The sequence below is a fragment of the Ensifer sp. 4252 genome (assembly GCF_050434565.1).
GTDB lineage: Bacteria > Pseudomonadota > Alphaproteobacteria > Rhizobiales > Rhizobiaceae > Ensifer.
In genome coordinates, this window is sequence record NZ_JBNDIU010000004.1 from 273,351 (window position 1) to 294,746 (window position 21,396).

Here is a 21,396-nt window from a genome sequence, read left to right on the forward strand (position 1 = left end):
GCGCGTTGTTTCGAAAACCCTTGCTGGGTGTTATTTTTGCGGCATGACCCGCGATGCAGCCGTAGCGAGGGCGCAGGCCTATTTTGATTCCGGTGCCCTTCTCGAGGAATTGGCACGTCGCGTACGCATGCCGACCGAAAGTCAGAACCCTGACCGCGCGCCAGTGCTCGTCGATTACATCGAGACGGAGATCAAGCCAGCCCTTGTGGCACTTGGCTTTACCTGCCGTACATTGTTCGAGCGCGATTGGCCGTTCCTTTTTGCCGAGCGCATCGAGGCGCCAGAACAGACGACAGTACTGGGCTACGGCCACGGTGACGTGATCCGCGGGCTGGAAGACGGCTGGGAGGAAGGACTGTCGCCCTGGCAACTGACCGAGCGTCACGGCAGATGGTACGGACGCGGCGTCGCTGACAATAAAGGCCAGCATTCGATCAACATCGGTGCATTGCGGGCCGTGCTGGAGGCTCGTGGCAAGCTTGGCTTCAACGCCAAATTTCTCATGGAAATGGGCGAGGAGAAGCTATCGCCGGGTCTGCGTGAACTTGCCACGGCCCATAAGAAGCTGTTCCAGGCCGATGTTCTTATCGCGTCGGATGGACCTCGGCTGTCGGCCGGGCGGCCAACGGTTTTCCTCGGCTCGCGCGGTGCTATCAGCTTCGATATCTGGATCGATGCGCGCAAGGGCGGGCACCATTCCGGAAATTGGGGCGGCTTGCTTTCTGATCCGGCTATTCAACTCGCTCACGCACTGGCATGCATTACCGGGCCGACAGGCCAGATTCACATTCCAGAGTGGCTTCCGGGGGGTATTCCAGACAGTGTCCGGCGTGTACTGGCGGACTGCGATTTGGACACCAGCGCCGACGAGCCGAAGATCGATCCGGCCTGGGGCGAGCCCGGACTAACATCGGCAGAAAAGCTGTTTGCCTGGAGTTCATTTACGGTGCTGGCATTCGAGGCAGGTAACCCGAAGACACCCGTTGGCGCTATTCCTCCACGGGCCTGGGCGCGCTGCCAGCTGCGTTTCGTGGTCGGCGTCGATGTGACGGACGTGCTGCCGGCCCTTCGCCGGCATCTCGACCGCAACGGTTTTCATAACGTACAGATTGCACAAGCAAGCGACGAAGTCTTTTATGCGACACGACTCGACCCGGAGCATCCATGGGTCCGTTGGGCGGTGGAATCGATCTTTCGCACGACGGGCAAGAAACCGGCGATCCTGCCGAATCTTGGCGGCTCCCTGCCGAACGACGTCTTCTGCGACATCCTGCTGCTTCCGACGATATGGGTGCCGCACTCCTATCCCGGCTGCTCGCAGCACGCGCCGAACGAGCATCTTCCTCTCAGCATAGCTCGGGAGGGCCTTGAACTGATGGCGGGGCTGTATTGGGATCTCGGCGAGCCGGGCGTCCCCGGCAGTCAAAGCGCAGGAAGGAACGGCTGAGCGTTGACTGCTGCATAATTCCTCAAATCGGAATCGATCTAGGGAGACGATTTACCGCTTGGTTGCCATCCAAAGGACATGGCGGGCGCCGCCACGTTTGCCATTGGCACGCACGTTCACCTCATCGGTGGCGAAGCCGACCTCACGCAATCGCCGCGTAAAAGCGCTGTCCGGCGCGGATGACCAGACGGCAAGTACGCCGTTGGCGCGGAGCGCAGCTTTAGCGGCACGAAGACCTGTATGGTTATAGAGACTGTCGTTGGAAGCGCGGGTCAGCCCATCGGGGCCATTGTCGACATCGAGCAGGATGGCATCGTAGGCGGCCGTCTTCGATCGGATCAGCGCGCCGACATCGCCGATATGGATATCGACGCGGGGATCGTCGAGCGTGCCTTTGTGGAGATCCGCCATGGGTCCGCGCGCCCACTCGACGACAGCAGGCACGAGCTCTGCGACCACCACCCGGGCATCATCAGGCAGCGCGCCCAGTGCGGCCCGCAACGTAAACCCCATGCCGAGGCCGCCGATCAGCATGCTGGCGTTTTTCCGGCCTGCGATCCGCTCGTGAGCCAGCGTCGCCAGCGCCTCTTCCGAGCCGCTCAGCCGGCTGTTCATCAGTTCCGTCGACCCAAGCATGATGGAAAATTCGCTCCCGCGCTGCTTCAAGCGCAAGTCGTCGCCATCACCGGGAATGGTTGCGCGGTCCACCTGGATCCAGGGAAGCATCGGGGTCTCTCACTTACGTCGTTTAAGCGCCTCGTAACATGAGCGTGGCGGTGAAGACATCACATTATCGGTGAACCCGAGAGAATTACCCCCTAGCGGGTGCGTTATCGGCTACGGGAGATTTGACACGGCGATGCTTCGTCCCCGTGACGAGCGCAGGATGACGGCGAGAAAAGCGCGCCGGCGCGAAGCGTGATGCCCCAGTTATTCCGCGGCGATCATGCCTGATAGAACCGCCTTGGCGATGGCCTGGAAGCGGTTGTGGGCGTTGAACTTGCGGACGATGCCGGCCTCGAGAGTGAGGGCTGCGGCCAGATCCATCTCCATCAACCGGGCGATGCGCGAGGCCGGGTAGCCTTCGGCCATGAATGTCAGGCATTCGCTTTCGATCGGCGAGAGATGCACATGTTCGCCGTCGTCGGACGAGGCCTCGCCATGGTCCGTCTCGTTTTCCAGCAGTTCGGCGATGCGCTGCATCTGACGTCGCAGGTTGGATTGTTGCGCCGCCAGTTCCCGGCGTCGCGACAACAGCGCCTCCTTGAACAGCCGGTCAGCCTCCGTCTGGTCGTCGGCGCCGGCAAGACCCGCGAGCAGCTCCTGGATGGCTGCGATCGGCATGTCGATTTCGCGGCAGGCGTTGATGACGGCCATGCGGCGGATATGGTCCGGGCCATAGACCCGCATCGGCCCCATGCGCGCGGCGATCAGCAGGCCCTTCTCCTCATAAAAATGCAGGGTGCGGTGGGTGACGCCGAAGGCATCGGCCATATCGGCGATTGCAAGCGGGCTTGAGGGATCGTGATGGGGAAGCGGCAGTTTGGGCAGGTAGCCGGCGCGCTCGGGCACCGCCGGAACGCCCTCGTATTTCCAGTAGTCTTGCGGCATATCGATGGTCCCCGTTTGACGGCCCCGCGCGCCTGTTCAGGGCGCGGCGACGGCCGTAACGCTTCGATTTGCTGCATAATTGATCCCGATATCGTTGCCGATTTACGGAATTATGCCGCAGGCATCGGGAACCCGCCGCGACCGCGCGGTGTGACCGGAACGGGACTGACCCGCGCTCCAATGCAACCGTCGATCGTTGACGATAGCGCCTGCTGCTCGGCTGGGGCACACCGCGCAAAGGCGCGGCTACTGCTGACAATTGTGCTTGCCTGACGAGCAACCAGGCACCAATTCCCAACGCATGACCACACCGTATACGCGAATCACGTATATGAATAGTGCTTAATACTGCAGGGGAATTGCTGGTTTGAGCCATGCTGGCGCGCCCGTTGGGATGCAGGCAGCATGGCCTTCCGTCAGTGGCCGATGACCCGCAGCGGGCTGCTTGCACTGAGGATGAACAGCGGCTCATCGCCGCGCAACGGCGCCAGCTTCTGCTGGCAGGACCATGCCGTTTCGAAGCTGTCGCGGGTCAGGAGCTTCCGGTACTTTGCAGTCGCCGTCATGCAATCCATCAGCGGGCTCTGGATTTGTTCCTCGCTCGCATGTGTGTAGATTTCGCCATCGAGAGAGAACAATTCGGATGCCAGCGACATGCTTTCGAACAGCAGGTCCGGTTCGCTCTTCAACCGTTCGAGGGTGATGAAATCCTGCCGCAACGGCACGTCTTCGCCGTCATGTTTGAGAGTCACGCGCACGCCGGCTGCGGGCGCATCGTACCAGGTCAGGTCCAGCGAAAACGACAGCGCGGCATTGCGCGATACCGGTCGTCCGGTGTCGCCATCGGTGGCGCGCGCCAGCGTCTTGTGGCGCTGGGCGGCGGCGCGGAGGGCGGTGGCGAAGGCTTTGACGTCGCCGTTCTGGTCGCCTGATATGGTGACGTTGACGGAGGGCAGCACGCGCTCGATCGAATGGCGGCCGTTGAAGAGCTTCGCCTGCGCATCGATGTCCATCGTCATTTCCGGCGAAGGCAGTGGCGCAAACAACAAAAGCGGCAGTACCGACAGCACAGCCAGCGGCGAAGACAACGGCGCCGGCGGCCAGGCCGTCTTCTGGCCGGGGAGACGCTTGCGCGCCAGTTTCGGCTGGCGGGCCTGCGGCTCGGCGGGGCGGGCCGCATCGATCTGCTGGCGGCAGTATTCCGGTACATAGGTGCCTTTGGGAATGAGCAGGTGCCATTCGTCTTCGGCGCCATCGGTCTCGTAATAGGCCTTGAGCAATTTGCGCAGCTTGCCCGCATGCACCCGCACCAGCGGGTCGCTGTCGGCATTGAACGCCTGGGGGCGGTCGAAGACATCGATGGCGATCGAATAGCCCTTCAATTGCGGGCCTTCGCCGATCATCTCCTTTTCGACCACATAGGCGAGAAAAGCGCGCAGACGTTCGGAACGCGCGAAAGCCTTGCTCTCGAGGATGCGGCGAAGGTTTTGCCGTATCGTCTCGTCGCAGGGTCTTTCGACCGTCATCATCAATTGTTGCTCCAGGTCCATTCGCCGCGAAACTTTATGAAAGAGATCGAAGGGCAGACTGCCGCAATTCGATATGATTCGGAAATTTAGGCTCAAAAAAAGCTGTTGTCAGGAGGCTTGACCCCAAATCTGAGATTTATCTGAAATAAACGCAAAAATTGCGACCATCCCTGTGGCAGAACGTAGCGGTGCGATTTTTGCGATCTTGCATCGCCGACATCCGCATCGGTTTTTGCCTTGGTTGGCGGGCCTTGCAGGACGCGCTGCCTGTTAGGCCCCACCAATGTCAAGGTTTCGTCAAGGCATGGCTGGCAAACAAGCGACGCCGGAGCCGACTTTCGCTGGCGAACGTACTCTTTGGAATTGCTGCATAATCTTGGCCCAAACTGTTTTCTGTTTTTGCAATTATGCAGTAGAAGATTGCATTGACATTGCCCGCCTCTGGAAAGTTCCGACATGCCCGCAAAACTGTCCGTGAATCTGAATGCCGTTGCCATGCTGCGCAACCGGCGCGACCTTCCCTGGCCGTCCGTCACTGCGCTCGGCCGCATTGCGCTTGAAGCCGGTGCAAGCGGGCTGACAGTGCATCCGCGCCCCGACCAGCGCCATGTGCGCTTTTCCGATCTGCAGCCGATCCGCGATCTGATCGACGACGAATTCTCGACGACCGAATTCAACATGGAAGGCTATCCGAACGAGGAGTTTCTGCGCCTCGTCGAAACGCACGAGCCGGAGCAGGTGACGCTCGTGCCTGATGATCCGGCGCAGGCGACCTCGGACCATGGCTGGGATTTTCGCAAGAACCACAACCTGCTTGGCAGCGTCGTCGGCCGGCTGAAGAAGAAAGGCTTTCGCGTTTCGCTGTTTGCCGATGGCGACGAGGACATGGAGGCGCTGCGCATCGCCCGGGAAACCGGCGCCGACCGCATCGAGCTTTATACCGGCCCCTATGGCGGCTGCTATGACGACCCGGAAAAGGCGGAAAAGATTGCCGCCGAACTCGGCCGCACGGCGGAAATCGCCGCCAGCCTCGGGCTTGACGTCAACGCCGGGCACGACCTGACGGTGGCCAACCTGCCGCTGCTTGCCAAGCACATCCCGAACCTTGCCGAAGTGTCGATCGGCCACGGCCTGACGGCGGATGCGCTGGAGTACGGCATGGCCGAAAGCGTGCGCCGGTTCCGCCGCGCCTGCGGCCAGACGGTCTGACCCGACCGCTTGTACCCGGCGCCCGCTGCAACAGCTGACCGGGTCGAGCGGCTGGCGGGCATTGAGCACGACGGCAATGGGACGTTGCGAGTTTCGTGACGTACTCACGCGCTGTCATGGCGGTATAGTCGTTCTCACAGCGCCGCGCGGCGCTGTGACATTTTGAAATTGCGGCATGATCTTCTCCTTGGATCGATTGCGATTTAGGGAGCCATGCCGTTGCTGTGCCGAGAAAGCCGGCCGGCGAAGCATTCGCCTCGAGGCGTCCTTTGCGACCTGAAAGTTATGAGATTGCCGATATGAAAGACGTTTTTGTCGTCACCCACACCCAGTCCATCCATCACGAGGAGGACAAGGTGGGAGGCTGGTACGACACCGACCTGACCGTCCGCGGCAAACAGGATGCCGAGGCAACGGCTGAACGCCTGTTGGCGTTGGTCGGCGAAAGAGAAGTGGAAATCCATAGCTCGGATCTTCGTCGCGCATCGCAGACGGCGGCTGCCATTGCAAGGCGCTTCCAACGGCTGGTGACGGAGACCGCCGATCTCAGGGAAATCAGCTACGGTGTCGCCGGCGGCAAACCGCAGGCCTGGCTCGACGCGCGCTATAGCCCGGCGCCGGACGACAACCGGCTCGATTACCATTGCGGGATCGATGGCGCGGAAACCCGCCGCGAGGTGGCAGCCCGCGTCTACCCTTGCGTGAACGCCATCGTCGAGCGGCCTTGCGAGACACAGATCATCGTGACCCATGGCTTTACGCTCACGCTGGTCCTTGCCGCGTGGATGAAGCTACCGATCGATGCCTCGGGCTTCCTGAGCTTCCCGGCAAAATCCGGGAGCATCACGCATCTGCGCCAGGACGACTTTTTTCGAAATCGGGCAGTCATCAGCCTGGCGGATGTGTCACACCTGAATTTCTAGGCGCGGCAGAAACCCTGCAGGCGGCGCTGAATTTTCAGAGCCATGTCTGTCGCAAATACCAGCTCAAAAACAAAGTTTTGTGGACGGTCTTGCGACTGGCGCGCGCATTTTGCGGCAAGACTGCTATAGGTCGAGCCTATCTTTTCCCTTGTGTGCGGCCAATGACATTTCCCACCAGTTTCCGCGAGCGCATCGCTCTCTATGCCCTTCTGACCTCGCTGACCTCCATCAGCATCGATGCGCTGTTGCCGGGACTGCGGCAGATCGGAGCCGATCTCGGCGCTGCGCCGGCACTCTCCACCCAGCACATCATATCGCTTTTCATCCTCGGCATGGCGTTTGGAGAGCTGCTGCTCGGGCCGCTCTCCGATGCGATGGGACGAAAGAAGGCGCTTGTTCTCGGCCTTGCCGTCTACGCGCTCGGAACAGTCATCGCCATGGTGGCAGGCTCGCTCGAAATGGTGATCCTCGGTCGGTTTCTTCAGGGGATCGGCGTCTCCGGACCAAAGATCGCCACGCGGGCCATGATCCGCGACCAGTTCGAGGGCGATGCGATGGCCCGCGTCATGTCGTTCATGTTCACGCTTTTCATTCTCGTGCCGATGCTGGCGCCGACGTTGGCGCAGGGCATCATTGCGCTCGGGGGCTGGCGCAGCGTCTTTGCGGTCTATCTCGCGGTCGCGGGCGTTCTCGGGCTATGGCTGGTGCTGCGGCAGCCGGAAACATTGCCCGCGGCCAAGCGCATTCCGTTTCGTCCGCGGCTTCTGCTGCTAAACGGGCGGCGCATCCTGTCAAACCGGCGTGTGACGCTGCTGATCGCGGCGACCGGGCTCGTCTTCGGCGCGCAGCTTCTTTATCTCAGCACGGCGGCCGATCTCTTTCTCGATGCCTATGGGATCGGGCAAACCTTCCCGTTGTATTTCGCGATGCTGGCGACAGGCATCGGACTGGCCTCGTTCCTCAATGCGAAGCTCGTTGGGCGCTTTGGAGCGGAGGCAATGGCGCGCTATGGCTTTCTTGGCCTGGCGGCGGTCGGGTTCGTGATGCTGTCGGCCTCCGTCTTCTGGGGCGGACGGCCGCCGCTGACGGTGCTGATGGTGCTCGGCTTTGCGGCGTTCTTCGCGATCGGGGTGCTCTTTGGCAACCTGAACGCCATGGCAATGCGCTCGCTTGGCCAGGTGGCGGGGCTGGGCGCATCGTTGATCGCCTCCGGATCGAGCCTTATCGCGACCCTGTTTGCGATCGGGATGGGCGCCTTTTACGATGGTTCGACGCTTAATCTGTCGGCTGGCTTCTTCGTCGCAGGCGTCAGCGCACTCGTGCTGGCCGAGATTGCCGTGCACGGCGATACTGCGCCGGTGGAAGCGATACGATAGGCCCCTGGGAACACTCGTCCTCGAGCGGATTACTGAATGCTCGACTGGAACTTGGGTCTGGTTCCCTTTTTGTTCACGACTGTTATGCTTATGCGTGTAGACCTAGCGCGGGGGAAGCAATGTCCGATCAGAAAGAGAAGTTCGCTCGCCTGAAGGCGTTGCACGACAGGGAAACGGCATTCGTCATACCCAACCCCTGGGACGCCGGCTCGGCCCGCCTGCTGACGAGCCTGGGTTTCGAGGCGCTGGCGACGACCAGTGCGGGTTATGCTTTCTCCAAAGGCAAGCGCGATTCCTTCGCGAGCCTCAGCAGACGCGAGATACTGGAAAACGCCGCCGAAATCGCAGAGGCAACCGACCTTCCGGTTTCCGCCGATCTTGAGGATGGTTTCGGAGCTGCGCCGGAGACCTGTGCGGAAACGATCCGTATGGCATGCAAGGTCGGGTTGGTTGGTGGTCTATCGAAGACGCAACGGGCGATCCGGATGAACCGATTTACGAGCTTTCCCAAGCGGTTGAACGCATTCGCGCGGCTGCAGAAGCTGCTCGCGATCTGCCCTTCCTGCTGACGGCGAGAGCCGAAAATTATCTATGGGGGCGGCCAGACCTCAGCGATACCATCAGGCGGCTGCAAGCTTTCTCGGAAGCGGGGGCAAACGTGCTCTACGCTCCGGGTCTTCCTGACCTTGAAGCGATAAGGACCGTTTGCGGTGCCGTGGATAAACCGGTGAACGTCGTCATGGGCCTGAAGGGGCGGAGCTATACGGTAGCGGAGTTGTCCAACGCGGGCGTCCGTCGCATCAGCGTCGGCGGATCTTTCGCGCGCGCAGCGCTCGGTGCCTTGATGCGTGCGGCTGAAGAGGTGAAAGTATCCGGCACGTTCACCTATGCGACGGAAGCGATCCCTGACAACGTCGTGAGCCAGCTTATGGCACAGGACAAATGTATCGAAAGGCGATGACTGCCTCGTCCCAGGATGGGTATCGGGGCCGGTGCGATACGCGGAGCCCGGCGCAAACGGCCGGGCCCACTTCGTTTCGATTGCAATCGATCAGCCGGCAAGTCTTGCCTTGCTGGCTTCCAGGAAAGTCGTGAGCGGCAGCGGTGTGGTGCCGGTCAGGGTCGTCACGTCGCTGGTCACCATGTCGATATGGCCCTCGCGGGTGTTGGCGTCGAAGGAGACGACGATCGGGATGAGAAAGTCCGGCAGGCCCGCACCCTTCAACCCGCCGGCGAGCGCATCGTCGGAAATATGCACGACATCGAGTGGTTTGCCGGCCGCCTTGGAGACGAGCGCGGCGATCTCGTCGGTCGAGCGCAGCTCCGGGCCGGTCAGCGTATAGGTGCGGCTTTCGCTGCCGGCCGAAAGCAGCGCGGCGGCGGCAGCCTTAGCCGCGTCGGCGCGGGCGAGGTGGGCGAGGCGACCCTTGCCCGAGGACGAGTACCACTGTCCGGTTTCAAGCGCATGCGGCAGCGCCATGAACAGGTTTTCCATGTACCAGCCGTTGCGCAGGATCGTGTAGGGGATGCCGGTTGCCTTGATGGCGTTTTCGGTGCCGAGGTGATCGGGCGCGAACGGGATGACTGAGGTCTCCGGGTTCGGCATCGAGGTGTAGAGGATGTGCCTGGCGCCGGCCTTCTTCGCGGCCTCGACGGCGGCCAGATGCTGACGCAGGCGCTTGCCCGGCTGGTCGAGCGCGTCGGTGGAAATGATCAGGATACGGTCGGCACCGGCAAAGGCCTGGTCGAGGGAGGCCGGGTCGTCGAAGTCGGCGACACGCGCCTGCACGCCCTTGCCGCTATAATCGGAAAGCTTTGCCGTATCGCGGCTGGTGGCGATGATGTTGGCCGGCTCGACCTTGCCGGATTGGAGCAGCGCATCGAGCACGAGCTTGCCGAGCTGGCCGGTGGCGCCGGTCACGAGCAATGTATCGGACATGGGTTTTCCTTTTTCTCTGTGATGCCAGCCGACGCTTCGGGAGGGAAAGCACGTCTGCCGGTCGCTGGTCTCTTTTTGAGAGTTGCTCTAATCTAGTAATCTGGTAAGAGCTGTAAAGGAGGCAGTTTTTTCTGCTGTGGTAACAAAAAGGGTACCGCCTCATGAACAAGCTGACGGGTGATGTGAAGGGCAAGCGCGTGGCGATGGTCTGCGGCGTGCCGATGGATGTCGAGAACTGTCCGGTGCGCGATGTCATGGACAATATCGGCGGCAAGTGGAATTCGCTGATGATCCTGTCCTTGGCCGACGGAGCGTTGCGCTTTTCCGAACTCAGGCGGCTGATCCCTGATATCTCCCAGCGCATGCTGACCCAGACGCTGCGCGACCTGCAGCGCGACGGCTACATCAGCCGTACCGTGTTCCCGACGCAGCCGCCGAGCGTGGAGTATGCGCTGACCGATCTCGGGCGCTCGCTGCTCAAATTGCTGAAGCATTTCGTCGATTGGTCGCTTGCCAACCATGTGGCAATCCGCGCCGCCCGCGAGACCTATGACGCGGCGCCGTAGGGGCGCGTTGATCTGGTTTGACGGAAGGCGGGCGCCTGTCCGGCCCGTCTCGACATTCCAAGCTATGGGCGCTGTCTGCCCCTCACCCTAACCCTCTCCCCGCAGGCGGGGAGAGGGGACGTGGCTCACGGTTCTGCCGTGGGAGGGGAAAGTCGCCGCAGTCTTCCTTCTGCCCGCAATTGGGAAAGAGGGATGGAGCGCCGGCAGTGCGGCATACACCTTCTCCCGCCAAGCAGGGAGAAGGTGGCCGGCAGGCCGGATGAGGCGCAATTGCGTCCCGCCGCGTGGGGCGCGTCATGCGCGACGCCATGTCCCGGCGAAGCAAGCTTGCCGTAGCGCTTTGATTTTCCGTATAGTTTGCCGATCAAACGAATCCAGCACATCGACCAAGCGTCGTGCCGGGGGACCATGAAGACACTGAATATCGGCATTGCGGGTGCGGGCCCGGCGGGGCTTGCGGCGGCACTGATGCTGTCGCGGCACGGCCATCGGGTGGAGATCCTGGAACGTTTCGCTGAAGCCGCGCCCGTCGGCTCCGGGCTGATGCTGCAGCCGACCGGGCTGACCGCACTCGACGCGCTCGGGCTGCTTCAGCCGATGATGGTGCTCGGCAGCCGAATCGACCGGCTGCACGGCGCCGATGCCAGAAGCGGCCGCACGGTGCTGGACGTTCGCTATGACGCGCTTGCGGGTGGCCGTTTCGGACTGGCGGTGCAGCGCGCAGCGCTGTTCGGCGTGTTGCACGATGCTGTTACGGCGGCCGGTATTCCCATCCGCACCGGCATGACGCTGACGGCAGCCACGACTTCGGGCGAAAAGGCGGTGCTGACGGATGCCGCCGGCCAGGAGGCGGGGCGCTATGATCTCGTCATCGACGCGACCGGCGCGCGCTCGACCATTGCGGCGGGGGCAGCGACGGCGCCCGGCGTGCGCGAGCTTGCCTATGGCGCCTTCTGGGCGACGCTCGACAGTGACGGTCTGACCCATGATCCAAATGCGCTGACGCAGCGCTACGACCGCGCCAAGGTGATGATCGGCATTCTGCCGGCGGGCCGGGCGCGGCCGGCAGCGCGCGATCGCGTCGCCTTCTTCTGGAGCGTCAAGGTCGGCGATGCCGACGCCGTGAAGGCAGCGGGTCTGGATAGATGGAAGGCAGCTATTCGCGGCTACTGGCCCGATTGCGCCCCCTTGCTCGACCAGATCGACGATTGGGACCAACTGACGTTGGCGCACTATGCCCACCGCACCATGCGCCCGCCGGCGTCGGGCCGCGTCGTCTTTGTCGGCGACAGCGCACATTCGACCAGCCCGCAACTGGGGCAGGGCGCCAACATGGCGCTGATCGATGCGGCGACGCTTGCACACGCGCTTTCGGTCTCGGGCGATATCGACGCGGCGCTTGCAGCCTATGGCCGCGCGAGGCGCAATCACATGGTGCTGTTCCAGCTGCTGTCGCTGGCGTTCACGCCCTTCTACCAGTCGGACTCGGCTGCCCTTGCCTGGCTGCGCGACCGGCTGGTGGCGACGATCGCCCGCATTCCGCCGGCACCGGCGCTGCTCGCTTCGATCGTCTCGGGCACGCTGATCGATCCCTTCGCGACTGCGGGCCTCAAGGAGTGCGACTGGGCAACTGTTGCGGATGAGAGCCATCGGTCGACCGCGGCAACGGCGGTGCCTGCTCCCGCCTGAAACGTCCGGCATGAAGGCGAATTCAGACGCCGTGTATCAGGCTCCTGTCCCTGAGTATGTTGTTCCCAAACCAACTACATATTAATGGGTGAAATGCATTGGGGTCTTCGCGTGCAGGCCGCATAAGGCCGTCCGTTCTCGCCCGTGCCGTCCGGCTCGATTCGCTCCATGATGAGGTTGCCCATGACCGATTTCGTTGCTGCCGTTCTGGTGCATGTCGCCGACGTGGAGGCAGGGCTTTCCTGGTACCAGCGCGCCTTCCCGAGCGCCGAGCGGCACCGGCTGGACGCCTTCGATTTCGAATATCTGAAGATCGGTTCGACCCATCTGGAAATCGTGCCGGCGGACGAGAAGGTTGCCAGCGGCGCGGCCGGCACGGTCGTCTATTGGCAGGTCGAGGATTTCGACCGGGCGCTTTCCCATTTCAACGATCTGGGGGCACCGCTCTATCGCGGCCCGCTGGCGATCCAAGACGGGTTGTGGATGTGCCAGGTTCGCGACCCCTGGGGCAACTGTATCGGCCTTCGCGGGCCACGCAGCGGGCAGGAAACGGCTTGAACATCCGACGCACCCGAACGGCGGTAAACATCAAACACGCCGCGCGGCAAATTCGCATCAGGGGCCGAGCACGGGGCCATGCCGCATGGACCAACGGGAAATGGCCCGCAGCGTACGCTGGGGGCCATTTCGTTTGCGATCAGTGTGATCAGGGGACGCCCGATCCTCAGCTTACGCCGCGCAGCGCAAATCCTGCAGGCCGAGCGCAAATTCGACGGCGGCGTCGGCGTGGATCGCGGTGGAATCGAAGCCCGGCAGCGGCAGGTTCTTCGGGTCGAGGATCAGGCAGATCTCGGTGCAGCCGAGGATGACGGCGTCAGCGCCTTCGGCCTCGGCCTTGTCGATCAGCTCGATCAGCGCCTTGCGGGACGAGCGCAGAACCTTGCCGGCGCAAAGCTCGTCGAAGATGACATTGTGCGTCAGTGTGCGGCCGTCCGCGTCGGGCACCATCACCTCGATGCCGTGACTCTTCATGCGCTCGGCGTAAAAGCCGTGCTCCATGGTGTAGCGGGTGGCGAGCAGCAGCGGCTTGCTGATGCCGGCGGCCTTGAGGCGGGCTGCGGTTTCGTCGATGATGTTGATCAGCGGAATGTCGACGGCCGCCTGCACGGCGTCGGCGATCAGGTGCATGGTGTTGGTGCAGATCAGCACGCAGTCGGCGCCGGCTGCCTTCAGCCCGCGGGCGACGTCTGCGAGCCTTCTTGCGGCGTCATCCCAACGGCCAGCCTTCTGCAGGTCGACGATCGACTGGAAGTCGACGGAGTGCAGCAGCACCTCGGCCGAATGCAGCGCGCCCAGCCGCTCGCGAACGGCCTCGTTGACCATGCGATAATAGACCACCGAGCTTTCGAAGCTCATGCCGCCGATAAGACCGATCTTGCGCATTTCCATCGTCTCTTTCCCTGATCCTGTCGCGATCCGCATCGAGGCGCGGTCAGCTGTTGTTCGATGGGGACACTATGCCGGACCTTCATCAGCAATGGTTTGCTTTGATCGCGCGAGAATGGTGGTTTGGCGCGAATGAATTGCGCAATGAGTGTAGAATGTGCAAGTATGCAGCGTAGAGTATCGATGAAATGGGAGTGGTGAGCGTGCTGGATGAAAGAGACAGGAAGCTTTTGGCGCTGTTGCAGCAGGATGGGAGCATGGCCGTCGGCGAACTTGCCGACCGGGTGAACCTTTCGCTTTCGGCCTGTTCGCGCCGCATCCAGCGGCTGGAAGAGGCGGGCTACATCGCCAAGCGCATCGTCGTTCTTAACCGCGAGCGCATGGGCGTGCCGACGACCGTCTTCGCGATGATCAAGACCGCTCATCACTCCGACGAATGGATCGAGACATTCCGCCGGGCGATCAGCGACATTCCCGAGATCGTCGAGGCGCATCGACTGACCGGAAACTACGACTATATCGTCAAGGTCGTGTTGCCGCGGGTCGAGCATTACGACGTGGTCTACAAGCAGATCGTGCGCAAGGTGGAGCTCTTCGACGTTTCCGCTTCGATCTCGATGGAAATCCTGAAGAGCGGCACGGCTGTGCCGGTCGATTATGCGGAGTGATTGCGGCGGTGAGCGAGAATGACGTCAAACTGGCCGAGGCGCTTGTGGTCGTCGACGTGCAGCGGGCCTTCATATCGGGCGTGGAGGCGGTGCCGGATCACCTGTCGCTGCAGCGCGCCGTTGGCCGGCTGCTCGAGCGGGCGCGGAAAAAGGCGGTTCCCGTGATCTTCCTGCAGAACGACGGACCCAAGGGTGCGCCGGACGAGCCGGGCACGGACGGTTGGCAGCTGTTCTTCGATGCGAGACCCAGTGAAACGGTCGTGCGCAAATCGGCCGACGATGGTTTTCACGACACGGATCTGGCGGCGCAACTGAGGAGCCATGGGGTCGAAACCATTGCGATCTGCGGCATGCTGTCGGAAATGTGTGTGGCGGCAACGGCGCGCCGGGCGATGGATCTCGGCTTCGAGGTGATCCTCGCCCACGATGCGCACGCCACCTACGATGTCCCGCCGGGGCCGGGCGGCTCGCAAAGGGTGCCGGCCCACATGGCGGCGCGGGCGGCCGAATGGTCGCTCGGCGACGAGATCGTGCTGGTGGGAACCGTCGACGAGATCGGCTTCGAGCCGGTGCTTGCACAGGTGCGGTAGCCTGGAGTTTCTTGGTCGCAGCGTCAGGGTTGACGAATATCTCTCGTGCAAGAACCGGCCGTCGGGCAGGTGGCTGCCAATAGAAAGCTGTAGGCGTTGTTTGCACGACTACGGCGTTGCACGAGCGCCTATGCGCCGTGCGAAAACCGACCTCCCATGCAGAGGTGAGTTCCGGTTGCTTCATGCCTTGTTGGTAAACCACACGGTCGGCGTGCCCAGCACACCGCCTTGGCGCATTGCTGCCTTCAGTTCGTCCAGCTTGCCGAACGCCTGAGCCGCTTCAAGCGTGGCAAACTCATGCGTGACCGTAACATCGTTGGGATTGTCGGTGGCTTGATAAACCGCCTCCGCCATGACGCCGTTTGCCTTTTGCACGGGCGAAAACGCATCATAGACGCGGCGCCAGGCTGCGTAGTCGGAGACCTCGTGCCTCACGAATAATGTCGTCATATCATCCTCCCACGTTGAGTTTCCGAGGCTGCTTGAGACGTGTGTCCCGCCTTGAGATGACTCTCGTTCAGGGCGGAGAGAGCCATTCGGAACAAGATGAAGTTGTTTCGCAATGCTGAGGCATCGTCGCAAGAACCGCAAAATCGCCGAGGCCAGGCGAGGCGCTGAACATGACAGCCGCGGCCGTCACGATTGAACGAGAAATACCATGGTCTCAGGCAACACACCGTCATGCGCCATCGCATCCGCAGCTGCTTTGGTTTGCATGAAGGCGTCCAATTTATCCATGTCGGCAACGTCCATGACCAAGCCAACGCGGTTGGACGCTTGAGGATCTACAAACGTACGAATATTGGTGACGCCCACGGGTTCTAATACCTCCTTACGAAGAGGTGAAGCGAGCCAGTGTTTCGTGTCTTTGACATCGTGATAGACCATTACGGTAGGCATAATGTCCTCCTGTTGCAGCCTCAGAATGAAGGCCGCGTACACCACTGCGCGTTGGTATATTTATCTCAAATACTATTACGCAGATGGATGTTTTCGACCCGTCCATCCTAAAGATATATCTGCTATCACTTTGGATTAATTCGAAATAATACAATCACTGGGCGGTCCCGCCCCGCGCTGAAGCTCCAGGTGATTTCTTCGGCAAAATTCGCGCGTAAGAGTTGGTTTTCCGGGAAGGTCGCCGACAAGATTGAAATGCTGACCTGCGGCAAACTCAGGGGCGATACGCCACTATTCGTTTGGCGATCGCAAGCTCAGTGATTGTCCATCTGGCGGGATCACGGTCTATTCGAAACGACTGAAAATGGCGGCCCGAACCATTCAACATGGGTTTCTACCATCCGCCGCAAGCTTCGATGTGAGGGCTTGGGCGACCCCCGTCGCGGGGCCGCCCTGCGTTGGCCGGCATGCTGCGTGATCGACCGCGGTGGACCTGGGATGATTGTCCTTGCGCGTTCCGGTTCATTCGCAGGCATGTATCGTCGGTCTTCGCCGAATGGAGGCTGGATCCGCCTCAGATGAGGTTGGTCTCGACGTCGATGTTGCCACGTGTTGCCTTGGAATAGGGGCAGATCTCGTGGGCTGCATGGATCAACTCGTGGGCGACGTCGCGGTCCAATTCCGGCAGGCTGACGTTGAGCCGTGCCCGCAGGAAGTAGGAGCCGTCATCGACGTTCAGGTCGATCTCGGTGTCGACCGCTAGACCTGCCGGAAGCTTGATCTTTCTCTGCGAGGCGGCGACCTCGATCGCGCCGATGTAGCAGGCGGACCAGGCAGCACCGAAGAGGTTTTCGGCGGCCGGGTGAGGCTGCGCCAACTTGAGGTCAAGCATGCCGTCGCTGCTGTGGGTGCCGCCGTTACGGCCGCCGGTGTTGTGGGTCTTGCCGGTGAAAAGAAGCTTCTCAGTCATGGTGGTGTCCTTTCTGGTTACGTTAGCTCGTATCCGCTTCAATCGGATGCGAGTTAAATATGTCAACTCAAACCGGATGTCAACATCATTGCGATTTAATCGGATGCGATTTATATTGGAGTGGACAGCGAGGACAAAGGAACAGGATATACCCATGCCCACATCCCCAACAGCGAAAGGCGCGAAGACGACCGAGTCTTCCTCATCGCAGGCCGAAAACGGCGGCAGGAAGCTTTCGAACTTTCTGTGCTTTGCAATCTATTCCGCCAACCTGGCCTTCGGCCGCGCGTACAAACCGATCCTCGACAAGCTCGGGCTGACCTATACCCAATACGTGGCGATGGTGGCGCTTTCCGAGGAAGACGACCAGACGGTGGGAACGCTTGGCGAAAAGCTCTTTCTGGAGTCGAATACGCTGACCCCCATCCTCAAGAAGCTCGAGGCCGAGGGCTATCTGCAACGCCGGCGCGACCCGGCCGACGAACGGCAGGTGCGCGTGACGCTGACGCCGGCCGGACGCAAGCTGGTTGAAACGGAGCCTGGATCAGCGCTGACGGATGCGATCGGTCTCGGAGACGACTTTCCGGTCGTGCAGCAAACGGTGGTGCGGTTGCGCGACAACCTGCTGCAGGCGACGCAGGCGGGCTCTGAGAAAGGGTGAGGGTGTGCCGGGGCGGGCAACTCTAATGCGGCCCGTCCCGTGCCGTTCTACCGATCTCAGAAGCTCCACGCGACGTGGAGCTTGCCCTCCCAGACATCGAGATCTTTCTGGCCGAAGCTCAGATAGCCGCCCGTCGCTTCGATCTGGAGGTTGTCGTTCACCAGCATTCTGAAGCCCGAGCGGAGTGAGAACGACCATGGCGAGGGCGTTACTTCCGAAAGGTCGCCGGTCAGGATCTTGCCGTCGTTGGGCCGCTCGAATTGGTATTCGGCACCGAGTTCGGCGAAGGCGAGAAACGGCTGCCCGTCCGGCAAACGGAAGTAACGGCTGACCTCGGTCGAGAGATCGAGGACGCCATAATTGAAGCTGTCGCCGGGAAGGGAAACGCTGACCGGTATGTTGAGGAGGCTGCCCGAGAGGTCGTAAGCGTCGCTGTCGATATGGGACCAATTGACGGATGCCTTGGGGCGGATGAAATAGGCATCGACCTTATATTGGCCGTGGAGAGAGATTTCGCCGGCAAGACGCTCCGAATCCTGTCGGCCACTCAGCACGCTCAGGTCAATATCGTTGTTGTAGCGCCCGTATGTCAGCGATCCGTCGATCGCCCAGTGTTTCGACAGGCGATAGGCCGCATAGGGTCCGAAGCTGAAGCCGTCGGTGTCGATGCCCAATGTGCCGTCAAACGCATCGGTCGAACTGTTCTCAAGGGAAACGGTCATGCCGACGACGAGGTCGTTGGTGATGCGGCGATCGAGACCCATCGTCAACGAGCGAGCGAGTGTGTCGCTGTCGCGGTCATACCGTTCGTCGGATATGTCTGCGAACTGGATATCCGACCAGAAGTTCCAGAGCGAGGGCGCCGGCAGATCGCGACCCGGCGTCAACGGCACCTGTGATCGGTCGGCGCTCTGGGCGGCGGCTTCTTCGGCAGCGAGGTCCCGGCAGATCGGCAGGTCGCGCTGTTGCTTGTTGGGATTTATCGACCGCGGGTCGATACAGGTGTCCGGCGTCCGGGCTGCGACCACGCGGCCGCCTCTGATGGCGGTCGGGGTGCGCGGCGTGAACCCCGGAAACACCGGTTGCGGGCCGATATCCGGCCGCCCGTCGGGCAAATTGAAATCCGGCGGGATGGGCTGCGGGCCGACATCCGGGCGGCCATCGGGCCAGGCGATATCCGGGAAGACCGGTTGGGGTCCGACATCCGGCCGGCCATCGGGCCGGTCGAAACCCGGGAACACCGGCTGCGGGCCGACGTCCGGTCGGCCGTCAGGCAAGTCAAAACCCGGGAAGACCCGCTGTGGGCCAACATCCGGGCGACCATCGGGCCGGTCGAAACCCGGGAACACCGGCTGCGGGCCGACGTCCGGTCGGCCATCAGGCCAGTCAAAACCCGGGAACACCGGCTGTGGACCAACATCCGGCCGGCCGTCCGGCCAGTCGATGTTCGGAAGGATACCACTCCGCACCTGATTCTGCGTGTCGAGCAGGCACGGTTTTCCGCTCGATATATCATAGAGCTTGTGCGTGCCACCGTTGCCGTTTGAAACCACCGGGGACAGTGAGAGATGGAGCCCGCGCTTGCTCTTGCTCCAGGTGTCGACCGTCTGATTGCCCTGAGCCGCCTCGAGGCCGAAAGACCCGGCACTGGTTCCGGAAAGCCAGACTGAGCCGGTGGCCCCTTTCGTGTTGCCGAGATAGGCCAGGCCGCCGCGGGAACGGCAGTTCGCGGCAAATGCGTCGCCGGTCACGCCAAAGCCGCAGAGGCCGGTGAACAGCGCCGCACCCAGGTATGCCATCGATGCCGCTTGCCGGAAATGGAAATCAGCTCTGCGCATGCTTCCCCCAAACTCTCTGCGACATTCCAGCCGCAGCGAAGTAGCGTGAATCGCTCCAAGCCGCTATTGTCCTTGCCCCCGAAGCAGGAAGCGGTTGTCCCGCCGCACCTACTCCAAGTCTATATTTCCCCAAAGCTTGCTGCACTCCCACCGTAGTGGTACGACGTCGGATTTTTTCCCGCATGCCTGGAAATTGGGCCGAACTCGACAAAGCCGTTGCTGATGCTCGACCAACGTCGCCGGGGACAATGCGGAGCACCCCGTGCGGGCGGTTCAAAGGTGAAAGAAACGCGGTTGACCCGTCGTTGCGCGGGGCAGAGGGGAAACGGTCCGGCCAGCACCGACTAGCGGCACCTGTGTACGGTAGCGCTACACATTATTGCAGCGCCGGCGCCGGCGCCATCATCGATTTTGCAAGGGTGGCATACGAAGCCGGCGGTTGTGTTGTGGCGCCTGCGCCCCACATTTGAGAAAAGTCAAATCGGGATCAGGACCATGCGGGACAGGCATCATGTCGTCGTCGTCGGTGGAGGGTTTGGCGGGCTGCAGCTCGTCAACGGGCTTGCCGGCGCGCCGGTGCGCATCACGCTGATCGACCGGCGAAACCACCATCTGTTCCAACCGCTGCTTTATCAGGTCGCAACCACGCTGATCGCCACCTCCGAGATCGCCTGGCCGATCCGCAATCTCTATCGTGACCGGCCGGAGGTAACGACGCTTCTGGGCGAGGTCACCGGCGTCGACGCTGCCGCCAAGGTCGTGACGCTGAAGGGCGGGCAGGCGATCGGCTACGATACGCTGGTGATCGCCACCGGCGCGACGCATGCCTATTTCGGCCATGACGAATGGGAGCCGGTGGCGCCGGGCTTGAAGACGCTGGAGGATGCGACCACCATCCGCCGCCGCGTGCTGCTCGCCTTCGAACAGGCGGAGCTCGAGGACGACCCGGCCGTCCGCGAGGCGCTATTGACCTTCACCGTGATCGGCGCCGGGCCGACCGGCGTCGAGCTTGCCGGCATCATCGCTGAAATGGCCCACCGCACGCTGCCGAGCGAGTTTCGCCGCATCGATACGCGCCAGGCCCGGGTAATTCTGGTGGAGGCGGGGCCGCGCATTCTGGCGGCCTTCAGCGAGGACCTGTCCGACTATGCCCGGCGCGAGCTGGAAAGGCTGGGCGTGGAGGTTCGGACTGGAACGCCGGTGACGGCCTGCACGGCGCAAGGCGTGACGATCGGCGAGACCTTCGTCGCCAGCCGCACGCTCGTCTGGGCGGCTGGCGTCCAGGCATCGCCCGCCGCACGCTGGCTCGGCATTGCCGAGGACCGAGCCGGCCGGGCGGTCGTCGGCGCCGATCTCAAGGCGTCCGGTCATGACGATATCTTCGTTATCGGCGATACGGCCGCCGTCACCTATGACGGCGGCAAGCCGGTGCCGGGCATCGCACCTGCCGCCAAGCAGCAGGGAGCCTATGTCGCCAAGGTCATCCGCGCGCGCCTTGCCGGCGGCAAGCCGCCCGGCGACTTCCGCTATCGCCATCAGGGCAGCCTGGCGACGATCGGTAGGCGGGCGGCGATCATCGATTTCGGCCGCTTCAAGCTCAAGGGCGCGCTTGCCTGGTGGATCTGGGGCATTGCGCATATCTACTTCCTGATCGGCACGCGCAGCCGTTTTGCCGTCGCCTGGAGCTGGTTCTGGACCTATCTCAGCGGCCAGCACAGCGCCCGGCTGATCACCCAGAAGGAGACGGTTCGGGAAAAGGACTGAGTCCCTCGCGGCGCGACGGAGTCATTCGTTTCAGGGCAATGGTGGCAGGCCTGGCCGGCGGCCGCCTCGCCGGAATGGCGCGAAAATCAGCCGAAACCGCAGCCGAAATCTACCACGCACTTTCCTGAAGGGTTCAGTGGCAGCGCGCATTTCCGGCCATTCTGCCGCACCGGCAAGGCCGTGGACCGAGCGTCCGAGCTGGCTGTAGCCTTCGAAGAATTCTGGTCTGTCGTAGACGTTCTGAGCCATGGCGGCCTCCCTGGGGAAGGG

20 protein-coding genes and 2 pseudogenes are annotated in these 21,396 nt (G+C 62.2%); 12 read left to right on the forward strand and 10 right to left on the reverse strand.

Going from position 1 to position 21,396, the window contains the following annotated elements:
* Nucleotides 1–43: 43 nt before the first annotated feature.
* Entirely contained in the window at nt 44–1,447 is a 1,404-nt protein-coding gene (locus ABIE33_RS12345; protein WP_429125245.1) for a M20 family metallopeptidase, read from the forward strand.
* Nucleotides 1,448–1,498: 51 nt separating this feature from the next.
* Here the strand turns inward: ABIE33_RS12345 and ABIE33_RS12350 are convergent, their stop codons facing one another.
* The 3 genes from ABIE33_RS12350 to ABIE33_RS12360 form a co-directional block, all read right to left on the reverse strand.
* Nucleotides 1,499–2,173 carry a hypothetical protein gene (locus tag ABIE33_RS12350; protein ID WP_429125247.1) on the reverse strand — a complete coding sequence of 225 codons (675 nt, stop codon included), beginning with the start codon at nt 2,171–2,173 and terminating at the stop codon, nt 1,499–1,501.
* 204 nt (nt 2,174–2,377) lie between these two features.
* Entirely contained in the window at nt 2,378–3,058 is a 681-nt protein-coding gene (locus tag ABIE33_RS12355; RefSeq protein ID WP_429125249.1) for a MerR family transcriptional regulator, read from the reverse strand.
* A gap of 416 nt (nt 3,059–3,474) precedes the next feature.
* Nucleotides 3,475–4,587, reverse strand: coding sequence for a hypothetical protein (locus tag ABIE33_RS12360; RefSeq protein WP_429125251.1), 1,113 nt, complete (start codon nt 4,585–4,587; stop codon nt 3,475–3,477).
* Nucleotides 4,588–5,043: 456 nt separating this feature from the next.
* Between ABIE33_RS12360 and ABIE33_RS12365 the strand changes: the two genes are divergently transcribed.
* The 4 genes and pseudogenes from ABIE33_RS12365 (at nt 5,044) to ABIE33_RS12380 (ending at nt 9,056) form a co-directional block, all read left to right on the forward strand.
* Nucleotides 5,044–5,796 (forward strand): pyridoxine 5'-phosphate synthase, encoded by a 753-nt coding sequence (locus ABIE33_RS12365; protein WP_429125253.1) that lies wholly within the window; start codon nt 5,044–5,046, stop codon nt 5,794–5,796.
* 299 nt (nt 5,797–6,095) lie between these two features.
* Nucleotides 6,096–6,719: a histidine phosphatase family protein gene (locus tag ABIE33_RS12370; RefSeq protein ID WP_429125254.1), complete on the forward strand. Its 624-nt coding sequence runs from the start codon at nt 6,096–6,098 to the stop codon at nt 6,717–6,719.
* A gap of 161 nt (nt 6,720–6,880) precedes the next feature.
* Complete coding sequence (locus ABIE33_RS12375; RefSeq protein WP_429125256.1) at nt 6,881–8,095, forward strand: multidrug effflux MFS transporter; 1,215 nt, start codon at nt 6,881–6,883, stop codon at nt 8,093–8,095.
* Nucleotides 8,096–8,214: 119 nt separating this feature from the next.
* Nucleotides 8,215–9,056 (forward strand): annotated as a pseudogene (locus ABIE33_RS12380) (isocitrate lyase/PEP mutase family protein).
* Nucleotides 9,057–9,146: 90 nt separating this feature from the next.
* On the opposite strand, the gene ABIE33_RS12385 reads toward ABIE33_RS12380, so the two are convergent.
* Complete coding sequence (locus ABIE33_RS12385; protein ID WP_429125258.1) at nt 9,147–10,034, reverse strand: SDR family oxidoreductase; 888 nt, start codon at nt 10,032–10,034, stop codon at nt 9,147–9,149.
* Nucleotides 10,035–10,195: 161 nt separating this feature from the next.
* Between ABIE33_RS12385 and ABIE33_RS12390 the strand changes: the two genes are divergently transcribed.
* From ABIE33_RS12390 to ABIE33_RS12400, 3 genes are all read left to right on the forward strand, one after another.
* Nucleotides 10,196–10,600, forward strand: a complete 405-nt coding sequence (locus ABIE33_RS12390) for a winged helix-turn-helix transcriptional regulator (protein ID WP_429125260.1) — start codon at nt 10,196–10,198, stop codon at nt 10,598–10,600.
* Between the two features lie 408 nt (nt 10,601–11,008).
* Entirely contained in the window at nt 11,009–12,289 is a 1,281-nt protein-coding gene (locus ABIE33_RS12395) for an FAD-dependent oxidoreductase (RefSeq protein ID WP_429125262.1), read from the forward strand.
* A 183-nt stretch (nt 12,290–12,472) separates the two neighbouring features.
* Nucleotides 12,473–12,847 carry a VOC family protein gene (locus ABIE33_RS12400; protein WP_429125264.1) on the forward strand — a complete coding sequence of 125 codons (375 nt, stop codon included), beginning with the start codon at nt 12,473–12,475 and terminating at the stop codon, nt 12,845–12,847.
* A gap of 171 nt (nt 12,848–13,018) precedes the next feature.
* On the opposite strand, the gene ABIE33_RS12405 is transcribed toward ABIE33_RS12400, so the two are convergent.
* Entirely contained in the window at nt 13,019–13,738 is a 720-nt protein-coding gene (locus tag ABIE33_RS12405) for an aspartate/glutamate racemase family protein (protein WP_429125266.1), read from the reverse strand.
* A 200-nt stretch (nt 13,739–13,938) separates the two neighbouring features.
* On the opposite strand from ABIE33_RS12405, the gene ABIE33_RS12410 reads away from it, so the two are divergent.
* Both ABIE33_RS12410 and ABIE33_RS12415 read left to right on the forward strand, forming a co-directional pair.
* Entirely contained in the window at nt 13,939–14,403 is a 465-nt protein-coding gene (locus tag ABIE33_RS12410) for an Lrp/AsnC family transcriptional regulator (RefSeq protein ID WP_053252711.1), read from the forward strand.
* A gap of 8 nt (nt 14,404–14,411) precedes the next feature.
* A complete protein-coding gene (locus tag ABIE33_RS12415; RefSeq protein WP_429125268.1) occupies nt 14,412–14,993 on the forward strand; it encodes a cysteine hydrolase family protein in 582 nt (193 codons plus the stop codon).
* 180 nt (nt 14,994–15,173) lie between these two features.
* On the opposite strand, the gene ABIE33_RS12420 is transcribed toward ABIE33_RS12415, so the two are convergent.
* From ABIE33_RS12420 to ABIE33_RS12430, 3 genes are all read right to left on the reverse strand, one after another.
* Nucleotides 15,174–15,443: an antibiotic biosynthesis monooxygenase gene (locus tag ABIE33_RS12420; protein WP_429125269.1), complete on the reverse strand. Its 270-nt coding sequence runs from the start codon at nt 15,441–15,443 to the stop codon at nt 15,174–15,176.
* Between the two features lie 186 nt (nt 15,444–15,629).
* The gene (locus ABIE33_RS12425; protein WP_429125271.1) at nt 15,630–15,893 is read right to left on the reverse strand and encodes a hypothetical protein; all 264 of its coding nucleotides are present in this window, start codon (nt 15,891–15,893) and stop codon (nt 15,630–15,632) included.
* A gap of 574 nt (nt 15,894–16,467) precedes the next feature.
* Nucleotides 16,468–16,863 carry an Ohr family peroxiredoxin gene (locus ABIE33_RS12430; RefSeq protein WP_429125272.1) on the reverse strand — a complete coding sequence of 132 codons (396 nt, stop codon included), beginning with the start codon at nt 16,861–16,863 and terminating at the stop codon, nt 16,468–16,470.
* 154 nt (nt 16,864–17,017) lie between these two features.
* Between ABIE33_RS12430 and ABIE33_RS12435 the strand changes: the two genes are divergently transcribed.
* Nucleotides 17,018–17,524: a MarR family winged helix-turn-helix transcriptional regulator gene (locus ABIE33_RS12435; protein WP_429125274.1), complete on the forward strand. Its 507-nt coding sequence runs from the start codon at nt 17,018–17,020 to the stop codon at nt 17,522–17,524.
* A gap of 56 nt (nt 17,525–17,580) precedes the next feature.
* On the opposite strand, the gene ABIE33_RS12440 is transcribed toward ABIE33_RS12435, so the two are convergent.
* Nucleotides 17,581–19,362 carry an autotransporter domain-containing protein gene (locus ABIE33_RS12440; RefSeq protein WP_429125276.1) on the reverse strand — a complete coding sequence of 594 codons (1,782 nt, stop codon included), beginning with the start codon at nt 19,360–19,362 and terminating at the stop codon, nt 17,581–17,583.
* A gap of 495 nt (nt 19,363–19,857) precedes the next feature.
* Between ABIE33_RS12440 and ABIE33_RS12445 the strand changes: the two genes are divergently transcribed.
* Nucleotides 19,858–21,126, forward strand: coding sequence for an NAD(P)/FAD-dependent oxidoreductase (locus tag ABIE33_RS12445; RefSeq protein WP_429125278.1), 1,269 nt, complete (start codon nt 19,858–19,860; stop codon nt 21,124–21,126).
* 89 nt (nt 21,127–21,215) lie between these two features.
* Here the strand turns inward: ABIE33_RS12445 and ABIE33_RS12450 are convergent.
* A pseudogene (locus ABIE33_RS12450) lies at nt 21,216–21,375 on the reverse strand (SAM-dependent methyltransferase); the annotation flags it as partial.
* Nucleotides 21,376–21,396 lie beyond the last annotated feature (21 nt).

What these genes read in the sequence shown, in the direction of transcription:
- ABIE33_RS12345 (WP_429125245.1), top strand. Translation starts at nt 44, where the DNA reads ATGACCCGCGATGCAGCCGTAGCGAGGGCGCAGGCCTATTTTGATTCC.
- ABIE33_RS12350 (WP_429125247.1), bottom strand. Translation starts at nt 2,173, where the DNA reads ATGCTTCCCTGGATCCAGGTGGACCGCGCAACCATTCCCGGTGATGGC.
- ABIE33_RS12355 (WP_429125249.1), bottom strand. Translation starts at nt 3,058, where the DNA reads ATGCCGCAAGACTACTGGAAATACGAGGGCGTTCCGGCGGTGCCCGAG.
- ABIE33_RS12360 (WP_429125251.1), bottom strand. Translation starts at nt 4,587, where the DNA reads ATGATGACGGTCGAAAGACCCTGCGACGAGACGATACGGCAAAACCTT.
- ABIE33_RS12365 (WP_429125253.1), top strand. Translation starts at nt 5,044, where the DNA reads ATGCCCGCAAAACTGTCCGTGAATCTGAATGCCGTTGCCATGCTGCGC.
- ABIE33_RS12370 (WP_429125254.1), top strand. Translation starts at nt 6,096, where the DNA reads ATGAAAGACGTTTTTGTCGTCACCCACACCCAGTCCATCCATCACGAG.
- ABIE33_RS12375 (WP_429125256.1), top strand. Translation starts at nt 6,881, where the DNA reads ATGACATTTCCCACCAGTTTCCGCGAGCGCATCGCTCTCTATGCCCTT.
- ABIE33_RS12385 (WP_429125258.1), bottom strand. Translation starts at nt 10,034, where the DNA reads ATGTCCGATACATTGCTCGTGACCGGCGCCACCGGCCAGCTCGGCAAG.
- ABIE33_RS12390 (WP_429125260.1), top strand. Translation starts at nt 10,196, where the DNA reads ATGAACAAGCTGACGGGTGATGTGAAGGGCAAGCGCGTGGCGATGGTC.
- ABIE33_RS12395 (WP_429125262.1), top strand. Translation starts at nt 11,009, where the DNA reads ATGAAGACACTGAATATCGGCATTGCGGGTGCGGGCCCGGCGGGGCTT.
- ABIE33_RS12400 (WP_429125264.1), top strand. Translation starts at nt 12,473, where the DNA reads ATGACCGATTTCGTTGCTGCCGTTCTGGTGCATGTCGCCGACGTGGAG.
- ABIE33_RS12405 (WP_429125266.1), bottom strand. Translation starts at nt 13,738, where the DNA reads ATGGAAATGCGCAAGATCGGTCTTATCGGCGGCATGAGCTTCGAAAGC.
- ABIE33_RS12420 (WP_429125269.1), bottom strand. Translation starts at nt 15,443, where the DNA reads ATGACGACATTATTCGTGAGGCACGAGGTCTCCGACTACGCAGCCTGG.
- ABIE33_RS12425 (WP_429125271.1), bottom strand. Translation starts at nt 15,893, where the DNA reads ATGCCTACCGTAATGGTCTATCACGATGTCAAAGACACGAAACACTGG.
- ABIE33_RS12430 (WP_429125272.1), bottom strand. Translation starts at nt 16,863, where the DNA reads ATGACTGAGAAGCTTCTTTTCACCGGCAAGACCCACAACACCGGCGGC.
- ABIE33_RS12435 (WP_429125274.1), top strand. Translation starts at nt 17,018, where the DNA reads ATGCCCACATCCCCAACAGCGAAAGGCGCGAAGACGACCGAGTCTTCC.
- ABIE33_RS12440 (WP_429125276.1), bottom strand. Translation starts at nt 19,362, where the DNA reads ATGCGCAGAGCTGATTTCCATTTCCGGCAAGCGGCATCGATGGCATAC.
- ABIE33_RS12445 (WP_429125278.1), top strand. Translation starts at nt 19,858, where the DNA reads ATGCGGGACAGGCATCATGTCGTCGTCGTCGGTGGAGGGTTTGGCGGG.